Source organism: Pseudomonas sp. EA_15y_Pfl1_P101 (assembly GCF_963970835.1).
Lineage (GTDB): Bacteria > Pseudomonadota > Gammaproteobacteria > Pseudomonadales > Pseudomonadaceae > Aquipseudomonas > Aquipseudomonas tritici.
In genome coordinates this window covers 67926-83295 of sequence record NZ_CAXAPA010000006.1, presented here as the reverse complement: position 1 = coordinate 83295, position 15370 = coordinate 67926, and the positions used below count along the sequence as shown (strand labels likewise).

Annotated in this window: 12 protein-coding genes and 1 pseudogene; 7 read left to right on the top strand and 6 right to left on the bottom strand. The window is 60.6% G+C overall.

Annotated features, from left to right (window positions below; all coding sequences use genetic code 11):
- Positions 1 to 76: 76 nt before the first annotated feature.
- Positions 77 to 1225 (bottom strand): L-threonine dehydrogenase, encoded by a 1149-nt coding sequence (gene yiaY, locus AACY36_RS11105; RefSeq protein WP_339414974.1) that lies wholly within the window; start codon positions 1223 to 1225, stop codon positions 77 to 79.
- 125 nt (positions 1226 to 1350) lie between these two features.
- Between yiaY and AACY36_RS11100 the strand changes: the two genes are divergently transcribed.
- From AACY36_RS11100 to AACY36_RS11075, 6 genes and pseudogenes are all read left to right on the top strand, one after another.
- Positions 1351 to 2367 carry a DUF4917 family protein gene (locus AACY36_RS11100; RefSeq protein ID WP_339414975.1) on the top strand — a complete coding sequence of 339 codons (1017 nt, stop codon included), beginning with the start codon at positions 1351 to 1353 and terminating at the stop codon, positions 2365 to 2367.
- Between the two features lie 171 nt (positions 2368 to 2538).
- A pseudogene (locus AACY36_RS11095) lies at positions 2539 to 2724 on the top strand (dihydrodipicolinate synthase family protein); the annotation flags it as partial.
- A 121-nt stretch (positions 2725 to 2845) separates the two neighbouring features.
- Positions 2846 to 3385 carry an RNA polymerase sigma factor gene (locus AACY36_RS11090; protein ID WP_339414976.1) on the top strand — a complete coding sequence of 180 codons (540 nt, stop codon included), beginning with the start codon at positions 2846 to 2848 and terminating at the stop codon, positions 3383 to 3385.
- A complete protein-coding gene (locus tag AACY36_RS11085; RefSeq protein WP_339414977.1) occupies positions 3382 to 4350 on the top strand; it encodes a FecR family protein in 969 nt (322 codons plus the stop codon). The genes AACY36_RS11090 and AACY36_RS11085 overlap by 4 nt, the downstream gene beginning before the upstream one ends.
- Before the next feature lie 127 nt (positions 4351 to 4477).
- Positions 4478 to 7042, top strand: a complete 2565-nt coding sequence (locus AACY36_RS11080; protein WP_339414978.1) for a TonB-dependent receptor — start codon at positions 4478 to 4480, stop codon at positions 7040 to 7042.
- Between the two features lie 207 nt (positions 7043 to 7249).
- A complete protein-coding gene (locus AACY36_RS11075) occupies positions 7250 to 8149 on the top strand; it encodes a DMT family transporter (RefSeq protein WP_339414979.1) in 900 nt (299 codons plus the stop codon).
- A 33-nt stretch (positions 8150 to 8182) separates the two neighbouring features.
- Here AACY36_RS11075 and AACY36_RS11070 read toward each other — a convergent pair whose 3' ends face one another.
- From AACY36_RS11070 to AACY36_RS11055, 4 genes are all read right to left on the bottom strand, one after another.
- Positions 8183 to 9400, bottom strand: coding sequence for a class I SAM-dependent methyltransferase (locus AACY36_RS11070; protein WP_339414980.1), 1218 nt, complete (start codon positions 9398 to 9400; stop codon positions 8183 to 8185).
- A gap of 215 nt (positions 9401 to 9615) precedes the next feature.
- A complete protein-coding gene (locus AACY36_RS11065) occupies positions 9616 to 10233 on the bottom strand; it encodes a TPM domain-containing protein (RefSeq protein ID WP_339414981.1) in 618 nt (205 codons plus the stop codon).
- Positions 10234 to 10261: 28 nt separating this feature from the next.
- A complete protein-coding gene (locus AACY36_RS11060; RefSeq protein WP_339414982.1) occupies positions 10262 to 10981 on the bottom strand; it encodes a TPM domain-containing protein in 720 nt (239 codons plus the stop codon).
- A gap of 18 nt (positions 10982 to 10999) precedes the next feature.
- On the bottom strand, positions 11000 to 11611 hold the full coding sequence (locus AACY36_RS11055) for a LemA family protein (protein WP_049709565.1): 612 nt from the start codon (positions 11609 to 11611) through the stop codon (positions 11000 to 11002).
- A gap of 244 nt (positions 11612 to 11855) precedes the next feature.
- Here AACY36_RS11055 and bglX point away from each other — a divergent pair, with 244 nt between their 5' ends.
- The gene (bglX, locus tag AACY36_RS11050; RefSeq protein WP_339497069.1) at positions 11856 to 14147 is read left to right on the top strand and encodes a beta-glucosidase BglX; all 2292 of its coding nucleotides are present in this window, start codon (positions 11856 to 11858) and stop codon (positions 14145 to 14147) included.
- Between the two features lie 64 nt (positions 14148 to 14211).
- Here bglX and AACY36_RS11045 read toward each other — a convergent pair whose 3' ends face one another.
- Positions 14212 to 15369, bottom strand: coding sequence for a phospholipase D-like domain-containing protein (locus AACY36_RS11045; RefSeq protein ID WP_339414984.1), 1158 nt, complete (start codon positions 15367 to 15369; stop codon positions 14212 to 14214).
- Position 15370 lies beyond the last annotated feature (1 nt).

Below are 15370 nucleotides of genomic sequence, written 5' to 3'. Positions count from 1 at the left end.
CAAGCCGCAAGCTTCAAGCTCAAGTTGAATGCAGTTCAGCCTGTAGCTTACCGCTTGCAGCTCATAACTACCCCATTCAGAACGCGTTACGAAAGATCTCCTCAATCTGACGCTGATCCGCCCGCCGTGGGTTGGTCAAACCACAGGCATCCTTGAGCGCATTGGTAGCCAGCAGCGGAATGTCCTGCAACTTGGCGCCCAATTCTCGCAGGCCCGCCGGGATTTCAACGTCCGAGGCCAGGCTACGAATCGCGGCGATGGCGGCTTGTGCGCCCTCTTCGTCGGTGATGCCCTTGATGTCGGCGCCCAATGCGCGGCCCACGTCGCTCAGGCGTTTGGCGCTGACGCTGGCGTTGAAGCTTTGTACGTGGGGCAGCAACACCGCATTGCACACGCCGTGGGGCAGGTCGTAGAAACCACCCAACTGGTGCGCCATGGCGTGAACAAAACCCAGCGATGCATTGTTGAACGCCATCCCGGCGAGGAACTGCGCGTAGGCCATGTTTTCCCGTGCAGTCTTGTCGCTGCCGTCGCGTACGGCCAGGCGCAAGTTGGCGCTGATCAGTTCGATGGCCTTGATCGCGCAGGCGTCGGTGATGGGTGTGGCGGCGGTGGACACGTAGGCTTCGATGGCATGGGTCAAGGCGTCCATGCCGGTGGCAGCGGTGAGGCCCTTGGGCATGCCGACCATCAGGCTCGGGTCGTTGACCGACAGCAGCGGTGTGACGTTGCGGTCGACGATGGCCATTTTCACGTGGCGGGTTTCGTCGGTGATGATGCAGAAACGGGTCATCTCGCTGGCGGTGCCGGCGGTGGTGTTGATGGCCACCAGCGGCAGTTGCGGTTTGCTCGACTGATCGACGCCTTCGTAGTCGCCGATATGCCCGCCGTTGGTGGCGCACAGGGCGATACCCTTGGCACAGTCATGGGGCGAGCCGCCGCCCAGGGACACCACGAAGTCGCAGTCGCTCTGTTGCAACAGCGCCAGGCCTTTCTCGACGTTTTCCACGTTGGGGTTGGGCTTGGCGCCGTCGTAGATCACTGAGTCGATGTCCTGCATCGCCAGTTTCTCGGCGATCATGCTCGCGACGCCCGCCTTGGCCAGGCCGGCGTCGGTGACGATCAGTGCCTTGTGAAAGCCGTAGTTGCGGATGGCGATCATGGCTTCGTCGAGGCAGTCGGTGCCCATGATGTTGACGGCGGGAATGAAGAAGGTGCTGCTCATGGCGAATCCTCGTATGACGTTTATGCCTACAGCATCGACCTCACCTGCCTACGCCATCTTGATCAGGATCAACACCCGCTCGTGATAAAGTCACCGTCCAGCCGATTTCGAGTAGACCCGCCGCAATGAAGGATTTCCAGGATATTGACGCCCACCTTGAAGACTGGAGCGCACTGCGCAGCAGCACCGACTTCAGCGGGATTCTGATCGGCAACGGCGCAAGCCGAGCGATTTGGGAAGACTTTGCCTACGATTCGCTGTTCGAAAACGCGCGCACCATCGAAGAAAAACCCCTGAGCCCCTCCGAACTCAGTGTGTTCGATGCCCTGCACACCCGCAGTTTCGAGCAAGCGCTGGGTGCGTTGAAAACCACCAGTCGAGTCAACAAGGCCCTGGCGGTGAGCTCGGCGGCGCCGCGTAATCGCTATTACGCGATCAAGGAAGCCTTGATCAATACGATCCACACCGTGCATATCCCGTGGAGACTGGTGCAGCCGTCTACGTTGGCGACGATCAACAGCGAACTGGCCAATTACGCCACGGTGTTCACCAGTAACTACGACTTGCTCAACTATTGGGCGATCCTGCACACGCCGGGCATCGACGACTTGTTTCGCAGCGCCGACGCCAGCTTCGACCTGCGCAACACCCGCACCGACGCCACGCGCATCCTCTACCTGCATGGCGGCCTGCACCTGGTGCGCAACCTTGATGGCACCGCGCGCAAATTGCCGACCACCGAGAGCACGTTGCTCAGCAGTTTTGCCATCAACAACACGATCAAGACCCTCGATGATGTGCCGCTGTTTGTCAGCGAAGGCAAGGTTGAGGAGAAGCTCAAGACCATCCGCAGCTCGGACTATCTGTCGTTTTGCTATGAGCAGTTGCTGACGCATGAGGGCGCGCTGTGCATCTTTGGCCATGACTTGGGGTCGCAGGATAAGCATCTGGTGGATGCGATTCGCCAGGCAAAGCTGACGACTTTGGCGATCTCGGTTTCGGGGCGCAGCGATGGGTTTATCCGCCAGCAGAAACGGCGGTATTCAGCGTTGTTTGACGGGTCTGGAATTGAACTGAAGTTCTTCGCGGCGCGCACGCATCCATTGGGTAATACGGCGCTGTCAGTGCCTGTCGAACGCTGATCCCCTGAACGAAGAAGATCAACTGTGCGAGCAAGTCGAATCGTCGCACCGCCGCTCCCACATTGCACTGCATTTCAAATCAGAATCGCGTCACTCTTCGGCGCTGTGAACGACCACCAGCACTGCGCCTGCAGGCACTGGTCCAGATGCAAAACACCCTGGCGGATAATACGTGGACCGACCCTCATCAGCGTCTGCGACCTGACCACCGCGAAGGCCGTACGCCGCGCCCGCTACGCCGAAGCCAATGGCGCCGATGCAGTGATGGTGCTGTCGGCGTCTTACTGGAAGCTCAGCGAAGCGGAAATCCTCGCCCACTATGCAGCGATTGGCGACAGCATCGGCGTGCCGATCGTGTTCCCACAGGAACGTCTCCACATTTTTGACTGAGGACATCTGTTACAGAGAGACAAATAACAATAATTCTCGATATCATTCACGACCTTTTCCAAATCGTGCTTCCTCAAGAAGGATATCCATGTCTCGTCCCAAGCCCGACCCGTTGTCGGCCGATGCCTTTCGCGGATTTTATACAGATATCCTGTATTTCCTGCGCAGACGCACGGACAACGCCAGCGACGCGGCGGACATGACGCAGGATGTCTTTACCCAGTGGCTGGACTACCGCGACCGGGCCAAGGTCGAGCAGCCACGGGCGTTTCTGTTCCAGATGGCGCGCAACCTGCTGCGTGATCACTGGCGCAAACAGAAGGTGCGGCACTGCGTTCACGTTGATCAGGCCGATATGGACGCGGAACCTGTCACCGACGAGCAAAACGACCCCATGGCCGCCGCGCAACGCTTGCAACGGCTGGAACAGTTGAAAGAAGTCCTCGCCGGACTCTCGCCCCGCCGGCGAGAAGCCCTTATGCTGCACCGCTTCGAAGGCTTGAGCCAGGCGCAGATCGCCGAGCGCATGGGCATTTCCACCAGCATGGTGGAAAAACACATCGCTTTTGCCCTGCTGCATTGCAAGCGACGCCTTCAACAAGAACCCGGCACGGAGCAGCCAGAATGAATCGCCTGAGCGACACCGAGCTCTTGGACATCGAAGCCAGCGACGCCATCGATGCCCAAGCCGCCAGCTGGTTTGCCCGCAACCGCAATGATACGGGGCGCGCCGAGCGCAAAGCGTTTGCCGCCTGGCAGGCCGAGCCCGCCCATGCCCGCGCCTATGCCGAATTCGAGCAACTGTGGGCCGACCTGGAACAGTTACAGCAACTGAACAAGCCCGTGACGCTGCCCAAGCGCAAACCGTCGGTATGGCGCCCAGCCCTGGCCGTGGCCGCCGCCTTGCTGTGCGCGGTGCTGGCGCCCCACATCGGCGCGCCCCGCGAGCTGTATCACACCCAAGTGGCGGCGCACGCCAAAGGCATGCGCACCCTCAACCTGCCCGACGGCAGCACCTTGTATGTGAATGCCAACACCCGCGTACGTGTGGACTTCAGCGCGCACCAGCGCATCGTGCACCTGGACAAGGGCCAGCTGTATATCGAAGTGGCCGCCGACAAGGAACGACCGTTGTTCGTGCAAGCGGGTGAAGCGAGCGTGCGCGTGGTCGGCACCGGCTTTGACGTGCGCCGCAGCCAACAGCAACTGGTGATCAGCGTCGCCCATGGCCAGGTCGCTTTCGAGCCGGATGCAAAAAGCCCGGTCACGCTGCTTGGCGCCCAGCAACGTGCTATCTACCGCTATGCCAATGGTACGTTGCAGCAGCAAACCCTTCCCTTCGAGGAGGTCGCTGACTGGCGCAGTGGACACTTGTCGTTTCGCAACCGCGAACTTGCCAGCCTTATCGACGAGTTGAGCCTTTATCGCCCTCAGGCACCGTTGCAGGTCAGCAACGCCGTGGCGCACCTGAAGGTCTCGGGCAATCTTGATGTGAATGATCCAGACGCCCTGCTCAACGCCCTGCCCGCCCTGTTACCGGTGAAAACCGTGGCGTCGGCGGACGGCATTATCAAAATCGAACCGGGCAAATAACCGCGCAAATTCTTATTTGAGAATATTTTTCATTTGCGGGTGTGGATTTTTTTATCTGCCCCGTCTTCCTCCGGTCTGCATTCGACACGCACGCCTTTTCGGCCATTTGGCCACACCGGGGGATTTCATGTTTCGCGCGCCTTGCCACGCTTCGCACCTGTTGCTTCGACCAACCCTCATCGCCACCTGCCTGGCATTCAGCCTCAATGCCCAAGCCGAGCCATTCAAGCTGCCCGCCCAGGCGCTGGCGACATCCCTGAGCCAGGTAGCGCAGCAGGCGAAAATCCAGCTGTTGTTCGATGAAGCGCTGTTCAGGAACGTGCAAGCGCCGGCACTCGACGGTGACTTCACCGCGGAAGTGGCGCTTCGCACCTTGCTGAAAAATGGTGAATTCATGCTGATCAAAGTCGGCAACACCTATGTGGTAAGGCCCGAAGAGGCGAAAACCACCCAGAGCGGTGCGATTCAGTTGGACGCCCTGAGCGTGATCGGCACCGGTACCGAGGTCGACGCCAGCACCGTAGGCCGCTCCACCTTGAGCCAGGCCGATATTGACCGTTATCAGCCCGACAACATCCCTTCACTGCTGCAGACTTTGCCCGGTGTGTTCATGGGCGGCTCACCCAAGCCAGGTGGCCAGACCATGAACATTCGCGGCATGGGCGATGCAGAAGATGTGCCGATGAGCGTGGATGGCGCAACCAAAAGTGGCTTCGAGCGCTATCAACAAGGCACGGTCTTCATCGAGCCCGAGTTGATCAAAAGCATTGAGGTGGAGAAAGGCCCCTACTCGCCGTTCACCGGTAACGGCGGCTTCGGCGGCACGGTCAACATGACCACCAAGGATGCGCCAGACTTGCTCAAGGACGGGCGTAACGCCGGGGCGATGGCCAAGTATGGCTACTCCAGCAACACTCACGAGCAGGTGTACAGCGGCGCGGTATATGGCCGCACCGACGATGGTCGCATGGATGGCCTGATTTACCTGACCAAGCGCGACGGCGACGACTTGAAGCTCGCCGGCACGCCGCCCGACCCGCGCAATAAATACCCGATCAACCCCAAGCGCCTGCCCAACAGTGCACAGGATGTAGAGGGCAAGTTGTTCAAGGTCAATGCCCACTTTACCGACGAACACAGCATGGGCCTGTCCTACTCCCGTGCCAAAAGCGAGCGCATGGCGCCGTTCTCGGCTAAATCCTACCCGTCACCGCCAACGCAATCGGCGATCGACCGGTATGGCTACAAAGGCGCTCTGATACGTTTCCTGGCCGACCGTGAAACCGTGGACACCACCTGGTCGGGCAAATACCAGTACCAGCCGCTGAACAACCCATTGATCGACTTGAAGCTCAGCTACTCGTTCTCCAAGACCGACCAGACTGACGAACGCGCCGAAAATGCAGTGATGGGTCTGAGCACCGGTGGACGCAAGATGGAAACGTCTTACGCAGACCGCATCTTTGAGCTGCGCAATATCAGCCTGTTGACCACCGGCCCGCTGGAACACGCAGTGACCACTGGCGTGCAGATCCGCAAGCACGACCGCGAAACCGAAAGCTGGATGCCGGGCGCGACCTACAACACCGCCAGATACAACTATGGGCATTTCCAGCCGTATTTCATGCCGCACGGCAAGGTCGACACAAATTCGCTCTACCTGCAGGACGCGATCACGCTTGGGGATGTGACCCTCACCCCGTCCCTGCGCTATGACCACGTGCGTAACCGCGGCGAAGCCAACGATGCGCCGTACTACAGCAACCCGGACCCGCGCGTCGGCCATGACTACAGCGACCGCACCTACACCGGATGGTCACCGCGCCTGGCCGCGTTCTGGAACGTGACCCCGGATGTGGCCTTCTTCGCCAGTTGGAACCGCACGTGGCGTGCGCCGGTCATCGATGAACAGTATGAAGTACAAGGCGCCGCCAGCACGCGCAGCGCCACAAGCCTCAACCTCAAGCCCGAGCGCATTACGGCGATTACCGTGGGCAACGTCACCAACTTCTCGCGCATCTTCACCCGCGATGACAACCTGCAACTGCGCACCACGCTGTTTCACAACCGCATCGAAGACGAGATCATGAAGGCCACCGGCATCGGCTGCGAACGGCAAATGACCGTGCCGGGCAATATCAATTCGGTGTGCACCGACACGGCGTCCAGAACCAACTATCGCAACGTCGGCGGCATGACCATCAAGGGCGTCGAGCTCGAAAGCTACTACGACTCGACATACGTGTTCGGCTCTGTGACTTACTCCTGGGCTACAGGTAAACGCGACAACCCCTACACCAACCCTTGGGCTACCGACCGTCATGTGTGGGCACGCGATATTCCACCGGCCAAATGGGTCGTGGTGCTGGGTACCAAAATCCCGAGCTGGGACGCGCAAGTGGGCTGGCAGGGCCAGTTCGTGCGCAAGACCGATCGCGTGCCCACCGACATTTACCCAGGCGGCTTCAACTCCAGCATCGGCGACTTTATCTACGACCAAACCGAGAACGCCAGCTACGACACCCAGGGTCTGTTCGCCAATTGGAAACCGCAGCAAGCCGGCCTCAAAGGCACCGAGATCAACTTCACCGTCGACAACCTGTTCAACCGCAGCTACCAGCCGGCCCTCAGCGGCGAGGGCGTCTACAGCGAAGGGCGCAACGCCAAGATCAGCATCACGCGCTTCTTCTAAATGTGGATGCCGGGCTTGCCCGCGATGCAGACACCTCGGTGTAACAGGTAGGCCCAAGTGATGCTATCGCAGGCAAGCCAGCTCCCACTCCCCCCACCCGGGACTCAACTGTACGGATAAATCCTCACCCAGCTGTAGACCCGCAATCAGCGGGGGTTGTGGCTAGATGGGTTTCCCTTGAAACCCTCCAGTTTTCGGTTCTTCCCTATGAGCTCGCGCGAAAACACCGGCATGGCCCTCGGCCTGCTGGGCGTCATCATCTTCAGCCTGACCCTGCCCTTCACCCGCATCGTGGTGCAGGAAATGCACCCGTTGCTCAACGGCCTGGGCCGCGCGCTGTTCGCGGCGATCCCGGCGGCAGCGCTGTTGTTGTGGCGGCGCGAACGCTGGCCGAGCTGGCGTCAGGTGCGCGGGCTGTGCCTGGTGATCGCGGGCGTGATTCTGGGCTTTCCGGTGCTGTCGGCCTGGGCCATGCAAACCTTGCCAGCGTCCCATGGCGCGCTGGTCAATGGTCTGCAACCGTTGTGCGTAGCGCTGTATGCGGCGTGGCTATCCCATGAGCGGCCGTCAAAAGCCTTCTGGGCCTGCGCGGCGCTGGGCAGTGCACTGGTGTTGAGTTATGCGCTGATCACCGGGGCCGGCAGTATTCAAACGGGCGACCTGCTGATGCTTGGCGCGATTGCCGTGGGCGGCCTGGGTTATGCCGAAGGCGGGCGACTGGCCAAGCAGATGGGTGGCTGGCAGGTGATCTGCTGGGCGCTGGTACTGTCGACGCCGGTGTTGATCGGCCCGGTGTGGTACTTGGCAGCGCAGCATCAAGGGGCGATTTCCATGCGCACGTGGTGGGCGTTTGGTTATGTGTCGCTGTTCTCGCAGTTTTTGGGGTTCTTCGCCTGGTATGCCGGGTTGGCCATGGGCGGGATTGCACGGGTCAGTCAGATTCAGCTGTTGCAGATCTTCTTCACCATCGCGCTCTCGGCGCTGTTCTTTGGTGAACACATCGAGCCGATTACCTGGGTATTTGCGTGTGGGGTCATTGTGACGGTGATGCTGGGGCGCAAGACGGCGGTGCAGCCTGCGCCAGCTCCCAAGCCGAGCGCGGCCTGAATATGGGAGCCCGCATTTTGATTCGCATCGTGCTCAGGTCAGGTACCCATCCGCGCGCAGCAGGGTTTCCAGGCAGTGCTCGGTGATGTGGTAGAACGCCTTCAGTTCCTGGATTTTCTCCAGCAACTGCGCGTTGTCCATCGGCTCCGCGCGCTTCACCGCGAGGATCATCTTGTTCTTGTTGGTATGTTCCAGCGAGATGAACTCGAACACCTTCGTCTCATAACCACAGGCCTCCAGGAACAACGCGCGCAAACTGTCGGTGACCATTTCCGCCTGCTGGCCCAGGTGCAGGCCGTATTGCAGCATCGGTTTAAGCAGCGCCGGGCTCTGGATCTGCAGGCGAATCTGTTTGTGGCAGCACGGCGAGCACATGATGATCGACGCGCCGGAGCGGATGCCGGTGTGGATCGCATAGTCAGTGGCAATGTCGCAGGCATGCAGGGCGATCATCACGTCCAGCTCGCTCGGCGCCACGCTGCGCACGTCGCCACATTTGAACACCAGCCCGGGGTGTTCCAGGCGGGCGGCGGCGGTGTTGCACAGGGTCACCATGTCTGCGCGCAGCTCGACGCCCGTCACCTCACCCTCGGCCTTGAGGGTGTTGCGCAGGTAGTCGTGGATGGCGAACGTCAGGTAGCCCTTGCCCGAACCAAAGTCCGCCACGCGTACGGGCTGGTCCAGTTTCAACGGGGATGAGGTCAGCGCATGGCTGAACACTTCGATGAACTTATTGATCTGCTTCCATTTGCGCGACATAGACGGGATCAGCGCCTGCTTGGCGTCGGTCACACCCAGGTCGGCGAGAAACGGCCGGTTCAGGTCGAAGAAGCGATTTTTCTCGCGGTTATGCTCGGCCGAGGGCGCCTCACGCAGTTGCTGCGGCTTGCTTTTGAACAGCGAGCTTTTGTTCTTCTTGCTGTATTCCAACTGGGCTTCGTCGGTCAGCGACAGCAGGTGGGCGTTTTTGAACTGCGCCGGCAGCAGCTCGGCAATCGCCGCCACGGCCTCTGCCAACGGGAAGTTTTTGGTGATGTCGCGGGTCTTGTAGCGGTAGACGAAGGACAGGCATGCCTGCTCCTTGACCACTACCGGTTTGATGATCAGCCGCTGCAGCTCGGCTTCTTCACCGACGTATTTGGCCAGCACCAGCTTGATAAAGGCGTTTTGCGCGAGGCTTGCGCTGAGCAGTTCGATGAACTCGGCGTGATGGTCCGGCGCAGGGCGGGCAGGTTGAGCGGTGACAGACATGAACAAAAACGCCTCGGGCAGGGAATGCCGGGCATTTTAGGGGGGATGGCGGTTTAGGGCACGGGGTTATTTGATCAACGGTCATTGGACTGGATAACACAATCCAATGCGGGACCGGGCTTGCTCGCGAATGCGGTGTATCAGTCGACGGATGTCTTGACTGACACTGCGCGTTCGCGAACAAGTCGAAGCGTCGAACCGCCGCTCCCACATTTTTATTCGAGTACGACCAAGCGATTCGGCAGTTCATTACGGGTTTGGGTGACCGGCACATGCACCTTCAACAATTCACCACAGGCCTCAATGCAACTGATAAACCCGGCCAACGTCTGCCCCTGTTTTACCTGCTGGGTAAACGCCTTGACGATGGCGTCCCAACTGCTGTCATCCAGGTGCCTGGAAATCCCGTCATCGACCAGAATCTCCACATAGCGCTCGGCCTCGCTGACAAAAATCAGCACACCGGTGCTGCCCAGCGTGTGGTGCAGGTTCTGCTCCAGGAACTGCCGCCGCGCCAGGTTGGACGCGCGCCAGTAGCGCACCGAACGCGGAATCAAGCGCGTGGTGACCTTGGGCAAGCGGAACACCAGGCACAACACGATGAATGTCGCCCATTGCGCCAACAGCAAGGTGTACATGCTCAGGTAACCCGACACGTAATGCACCACGCCCGGCACCACCAACGCGATCAGGCTCGCCCACAACAGCGGGATATAGGCGTAGTCATCGGCGCGGGCGGCCAGCACGGTCACCAGTTCGGCGTCGGTGGTTTTTTCCACGCGGGCGATCGCTTCGGCGACTTGGCGCTGCTCGTGTTCAGTCAGTAATGCCATGGTTGTAGGTGCTCTCTCATTATTGTCATTACCAGCCGCCCGAGGCCCCGCCGCCGCCGAAGCCGCCGCCGCCGCCCCGGAAACCACCACCGCCACCGCCGCCGCGCCCGCTGCTGCTGAGAATCGACAGCAGGATCGCACCCACCGGCAGCCCCATCCGGTTGCACAGCCACAGCACGCCGATCAGCAGGACAAACAGGCCGATGGAAAGCCCGGGATTATCCTTGGCAAAGTTGCCATCCGCCACATGGGCTGGCACGGCCAAGGGTTCTCCGCCCACCACTTGCACCATCGCAGACACGCCCTCGCTGATGCCTTTGCTGTAGTTACCGGCCTTGAACGCCGGTGCAATCACCTGATTGATGATCACCCACGACTGCGCATCGGTGAGGACGCCTTCCAGGCCGTAACCGACTTCGATGCGCAATTTGCGCTCATCGCGGGCGACGATCAACAGCGCGCCGTTATCCTTGCCTTTCTGGCCGATACCCCACTGGCGAGCCAGTTGATAACCGAAGTCCTCAATCGGTACGCCCTGCAAGTCAGGCACGGTGACCACTACGATCTGGTCGCCGGACGTCTGTTCCAGCGCCTGCAGCTGCTGTGTCAGCTGCTGGCGCGTGGCCGCGTCGATCATATCGGCGTTATCCACCACCCGCCCGGTCAGCGCCGGGAAGGTCAGGGCTGCCTGGGCCACGCCCACACAGGCCAACAGCCACAGCGCCAGGCCTATCCGTAATAAACGCATCGACACCTCAATGCAGCTTTATTTGAACTTCACTTGCGGCGCTTTATCGGCATCGGCACTGGTGGCCTCAAACGTGGCGCGGACCGGCAAGTCACTGTACATCACGCTGTGCCACAGACGGCCAGGGAAGGTGCGGATCTCGGTGTTGTAGGCCTGCACGGCCTGGATAAAGTCGCGGCGAGCTACGGCAATACGGTTTTCGGTGCCTTCAAGCTGCGATTGCAGGGCCAGGAAGTTCTGGTTGGCCTTCAGGTCCGGGTAGCGCTCGGACACCACCATCAAACGGCTGAGTGCACCACTCAAGCCATCCTGTGCTTGCTGGAACTGCTTGAGTTTTTCCGGATTGTCGAGGGTGCTGGCATCCACCTGGATCGACGTGGCCTTGGCCCGCGCTTCAATCACGGCGGTGAGCGTGTCCTGTTCATGGGCAGCATAGCCCTTGACCACTTCCACCAGGTTGGGAATCAGGTCGGCGCGGCGTTGGTACTGGTTCTGCACCTGGCCCCAGGCGGCCTTGGCCTGTTCGTCCAAGGTCGGGATGTTGTTGATGCCACAACCGCTCAGCACGCTGCTGATCAATAGCAAAACCGCGGCTTTCAAGCCCCAGCGGTAACCTTGTGCTGCTTGCATGGTGTTTCTCCTGCCCAATCTTGATGGAATGTTACGACTAACCCTATGCACCACGCGCTTGGGGCATAATCCGCCACCACTGGAATGCATCGAGCCAATCAGCTACAAAGATGCCCAGCGCGAACAAGAGTTCAGAGTGTGCTGCATTTATCTGAACAACACCCGAACAACAATAGACGCTCCCCACATTTTGGCCGATCAGCATTCACCCCAATGCTGTGCAGTGAGCCGAAAAAGGATATTCATGAAAAAGCTGTGTTTGCTCGGCCTTGTTGCCACTCTGGCCAGTCACCCCGTATGGGCAGAAACAAAGCCTGCTGCGCTTAAAGACAAGGACGCCTTTGTCAGCGACCTGCTCAAGCAGATGACCCTGGACGAAAAGATCGGCCAATTGCGCCTGATCAGCATCGGCCCCGAGATGCCCCGCGAGCTGATCCGCAAGGAAATCGCCGCCGGCCGTATCGGTGGCACCTTCAACTCCATCACCCGCCCGGAAAACCGTCCGATGCAGGACGCGGCCATGCGCAGCCGGCTGAAGATCCCGATGTTCTTCGCCTACGACGTGATCCACGGCCACCGCACGATCTTCCCGATCAGCCTGGCCCTGGCGTCCAGCTGGGACATGGAGGCCATCGGCCGCTCCGGGCGCATCGCTGCCCAGGAAGCCGCCGCCGACAGCCTCGACATCACCTTCGCGCCGATGGTCGACATCTCCCGCGACCCGCGTTGGGGCCGTACCTCCGAAGGTTTCGGTGAGGACACCTACCTGGTTTCACGCATCGCCGACGTCATGGTCAAGGCGTTCCAGGGCGTGAGCCCCGCGAATGCCGACAGCATCATGGCCAGCGTCAAGCATTTCGCCCTGTATGGCGCGGTGGAAGGCGGTCGCGACTACAACGTGGTCGACATGAGCCCGGTCAAGATGTACCAGGACTACCTGCCGCCGTACCACGCGGCGATCAAGGCCGGTTCGGGCGGCGTGATGGTGGCGTTGAACTCGATCAACGGCGTGCCTGCCACCGCCAACACCTGGCTGATGAACGACCTGCTGCGCCGGGACTGGGGCTTCAAGGGCGTGGCCGTGAGCGACCATGGCGCGATCTTCGAGCTGATCAAGCACGGCGTAGCCAAGGATGGGCGCGAAGCCGCCAAGCTGGCGATCAAGGCCGGCATCGACATGAGCATGAACGACTCGTTGTATGCCAAGGAATTGCCGGGGCTGCTCAAGTCCGGCGAGATCGAACAGAGCGACATCGATAACGCCGTGCGCGAAGTGCTCGGTGCCAAATATGACATGGGCCTGTTCAAGGACCCGTACCTGCGCATCGGCAAGGCCGAGGATGACCCGGCCGACACCTACGCCGAAAGCCGCCTGCACCGTGCCGACGCACGCGACATCGCACGCCGCAGCCTGGTGTTGCTGAAAAACCAGAACAACACCCTGCCGCTGAAAAAATCCGCGACCATCGCCCTGGTCGGCCCGCTGGCCAAGGCGCCTATCGACATGATGGGCAGTTGGGCCGCCGCCGGACGGCCTGCGCAATCGGTGACGCTGCTCGACGGTTTGAACGCGGTGATCGGCGATAAAGGCAAGATCATCTATGCCCGTGGCGCCAACATCACCAACGACAAGGCCGTGGTCGACTACCTGAACTTCCTCAACTTCGATGCGCCGGAAGTGGTGGACGACACCCGCCCTGCCCACGTGATGACCGACGAGGCCGTGAAGGCCGCCAAGGATGCCGATGTGGTGGTGGCTGCCGTGGGTGAATCCCGTGGCATGTCCCACGAATCCTCGAGCCGCACCGACCTGAACATCCCGCAAAGCCAGCGCGACCTGATCAAGGCCTTGAAAGCCACCGGCAAGCCGCTGGTACTGGTGTTGATGAACGGCCGCCCGCTGTCGATTGTTGAAGAGAACCAACAGGCCGATGCGATCCTGGAAACCTGGTTCGCCGGCACCGAAGGCGGCAACGCCATCGCCGACGTGCTGTTTGGTGACTACAACCCGTCGGGGAAGCTGCCGATCACGTTCCCACGCTCGGTGGGGCAGATTCCGACCTACTACAACCACCTGACCGTCGGCCGACCGTTCACCCCAGGCAAACCGGGCAACTACACCTCGCAGTACTTCGATGACACCACCGGGCCCCTGTTCCCGTTTGGCTATGGCCTGAGCTACACCACGTTCACCCTGTCGGACATGGCGCTGTCGTCCACCACGCTGAACAAGACCGGCAAGCTCGACGCCAGTGTCACGGTGACCAACACCGGCAAGGTGGATGGCGAAACCGTGGTGCAGTTGTATATCCAGGACGTGGCCGGCTCGATGATCCGCCCGATCAAAGAGTTGAAAAACTTCCAGAAGGTCATGCTCAAGGCGGGTGAGGAGCGCACGCTGCACTTCACCATCACCGAGGAAGACTTGAAGTTCTACAACACCCAGCTCAAGTTCGCCGCGGAGCCGGGTGAGTTCAACGTGCAGATTGGCCTGGACTCCCAGGAGGTGCAGCAGCAGACGTTTGAATTGCTCTGAAGCCTGACACGGTCAAAAAATGTGGGAGCAAGCCCGCTCCCACATTTGTTTAGCGGTATTCTTCTTAACCGCGTCTATCGAGCAAATTCACCACCAACCGATCAACCCATCCCCACACCCGTTGTTTCACCCGCCGCCACAATGGCCGCGACTTCCACGCCTCCAGGCTCACCACCTGGCTCTGGGCAAAATCTCGTTCAAAACTCTCTTTAACTGCCAGCGTCAGCTCAGGGTCCAACGCCTCCAAGTTGGCCTCCAGGTTGAGACGCAGGTTCCAGTGATCGAAGTTGCACGACCCAACGCTGACCCAGTCATCCACCAGCACCATTTTGAGGTGCAGAAAGCACGGCTGGTACTCAAAGATCTGTACACCCGAGCGCAGCAAACGCGGGTAATAACGGTGCCCGGCGTAACGCACAGACGGGTGATCGGTGCGCGGGCCGGTGAGCAGCAAACGCACATCCACCCCGCGCCCGGCCGCGCGGCGCAAAGCGCGACGAACGCTCCAGGTCGGCAGAAAATAGGGCGTGGCCAGCCAGATGCGCTGGTGACTGTTATTCAGGGCGCGGATCAGCGATTGCAAAATATCGCGATGCTGACGGGCGTCGGCGTAAGCCACACGACCCAGGCCCGGCCCAGTCGCCGGCAACTTGGGCAAACGCGGCAAACCAAAGTGAGTGGAGGGCTTCCACTCCCGGCGCGCTGCGTTGGCGTGCCATTGACGGTCGAACAGCGCCTGCCAGTCCAGCACCAGCGGGCCGCTGATTTGCACCATCACTTCATGCCAGTCGGCGGTGTCTTGGCCCGGCGTCCAGAATTCATCCGTCACCCCCGTGCCGCCGACCACGGCAATGCTCTGGTCGATCAGCAACAGCTTGCGGTGATCGCGGTAAAAGTTACGCATCCAGCGACGCCAGCTCAGGCGGTTGTAGAAACGCAGCGCCACACCGGCGTCGGTCAAGCGTTTGCGCAGCCCGAGGGTGAACGCCAGGCTGCCGTAATCATCGAACAGGCAACGCACCTGCACGCCACGCTCGGTCGCCTGCACCAGCGCCTGCACCAGCGCTTCGGCGCAGGCCCCGGCTTCCACCAGATAGAGTTCAAGGTCCACTTGCCGCTCGGCGCGGGCGATGCCCACCAGCATCTGCGGGAAGAATTGCGGGCCGTCGATCAGCAACTCGAAGCGATTGGCGCTGCGCCATGGAAACACCGCGCCGCTCATG

Excerpts from the sequence above, each read along its gene's own strand:
- AACY36_RS11070 (WP_339414980.1), bottom strand. The coding sequence starts at position 9,400 with ATGTCTGTCACCGCTCAACCTGCCCGCCCTGCGCCGGACCATCACGCC.
- AACY36_RS11060 (WP_339414982.1), bottom strand. The coding sequence starts at position 10,981 with ATGCGTTTATTACGGATAGGCCTGGCGCTGTGGCTGTTGGCCTGTGTG.
- AACY36_RS11100 (WP_339414975.1), top strand. The coding sequence starts at position 1,351 with ATGAAGGATTTCCAGGATATTGACGCCCACCTTGAAGACTGGAGCGCA.
- AACY36_RS11085 (WP_339414977.1), top strand. The coding sequence starts at position 3,382 with ATGAATCGCCTGAGCGACACCGAGCTCTTGGACATCGAAGCCAGCGAC.
- AACY36_RS11080 (WP_339414978.1), top strand. The coding sequence starts at position 4,478 with ATGTTTCGCGCGCCTTGCCACGCTTCGCACCTGTTGCTTCGACCAACC.
- bglX (WP_339497069.1), top strand. The coding sequence starts at position 11,856 with ATGAAAAAGCTGTGTTTGCTCGGCCTTGTTGCCACTCTGGCCAGTCAC.
- AACY36_RS11055 (WP_049709565.1), bottom strand. The coding sequence starts at position 11,611 with ATGCAAGCAGCACAAGGTTACCGCTGGGGCTTGAAAGCCGCGGTTTTG.
- AACY36_RS11075 (WP_339414979.1), top strand. The coding sequence starts at position 7,250 with ATGAGCTCGCGCGAAAACACCGGCATGGCCCTCGGCCTGCTGGGCGTC.
- AACY36_RS11065 (WP_339414981.1), bottom strand. The coding sequence starts at position 10,233 with ATGGCATTACTGACTGAACACGAGCAGCGCCAAGTCGCCGAAGCGATC.
- AACY36_RS11045 (WP_339414984.1), bottom strand. The coding sequence starts at position 15,369 with ATGAGCGGCGCGGTGTTTCCATGGCGCAGCGCCAATCGCTTCGAGTTG.
- yiaY (WP_339414974.1), bottom strand. The coding sequence starts at position 1,225 with ATGAGCAGCACCTTCTTCATTCCCGCCGTCAACATCATGGGCACCGAC.
- AACY36_RS11090 (WP_339414976.1), top strand. The coding sequence starts at position 2,846 with ATGTCTCGTCCCAAGCCCGACCCGTTGTCGGCCGATGCCTTTCGCGGA.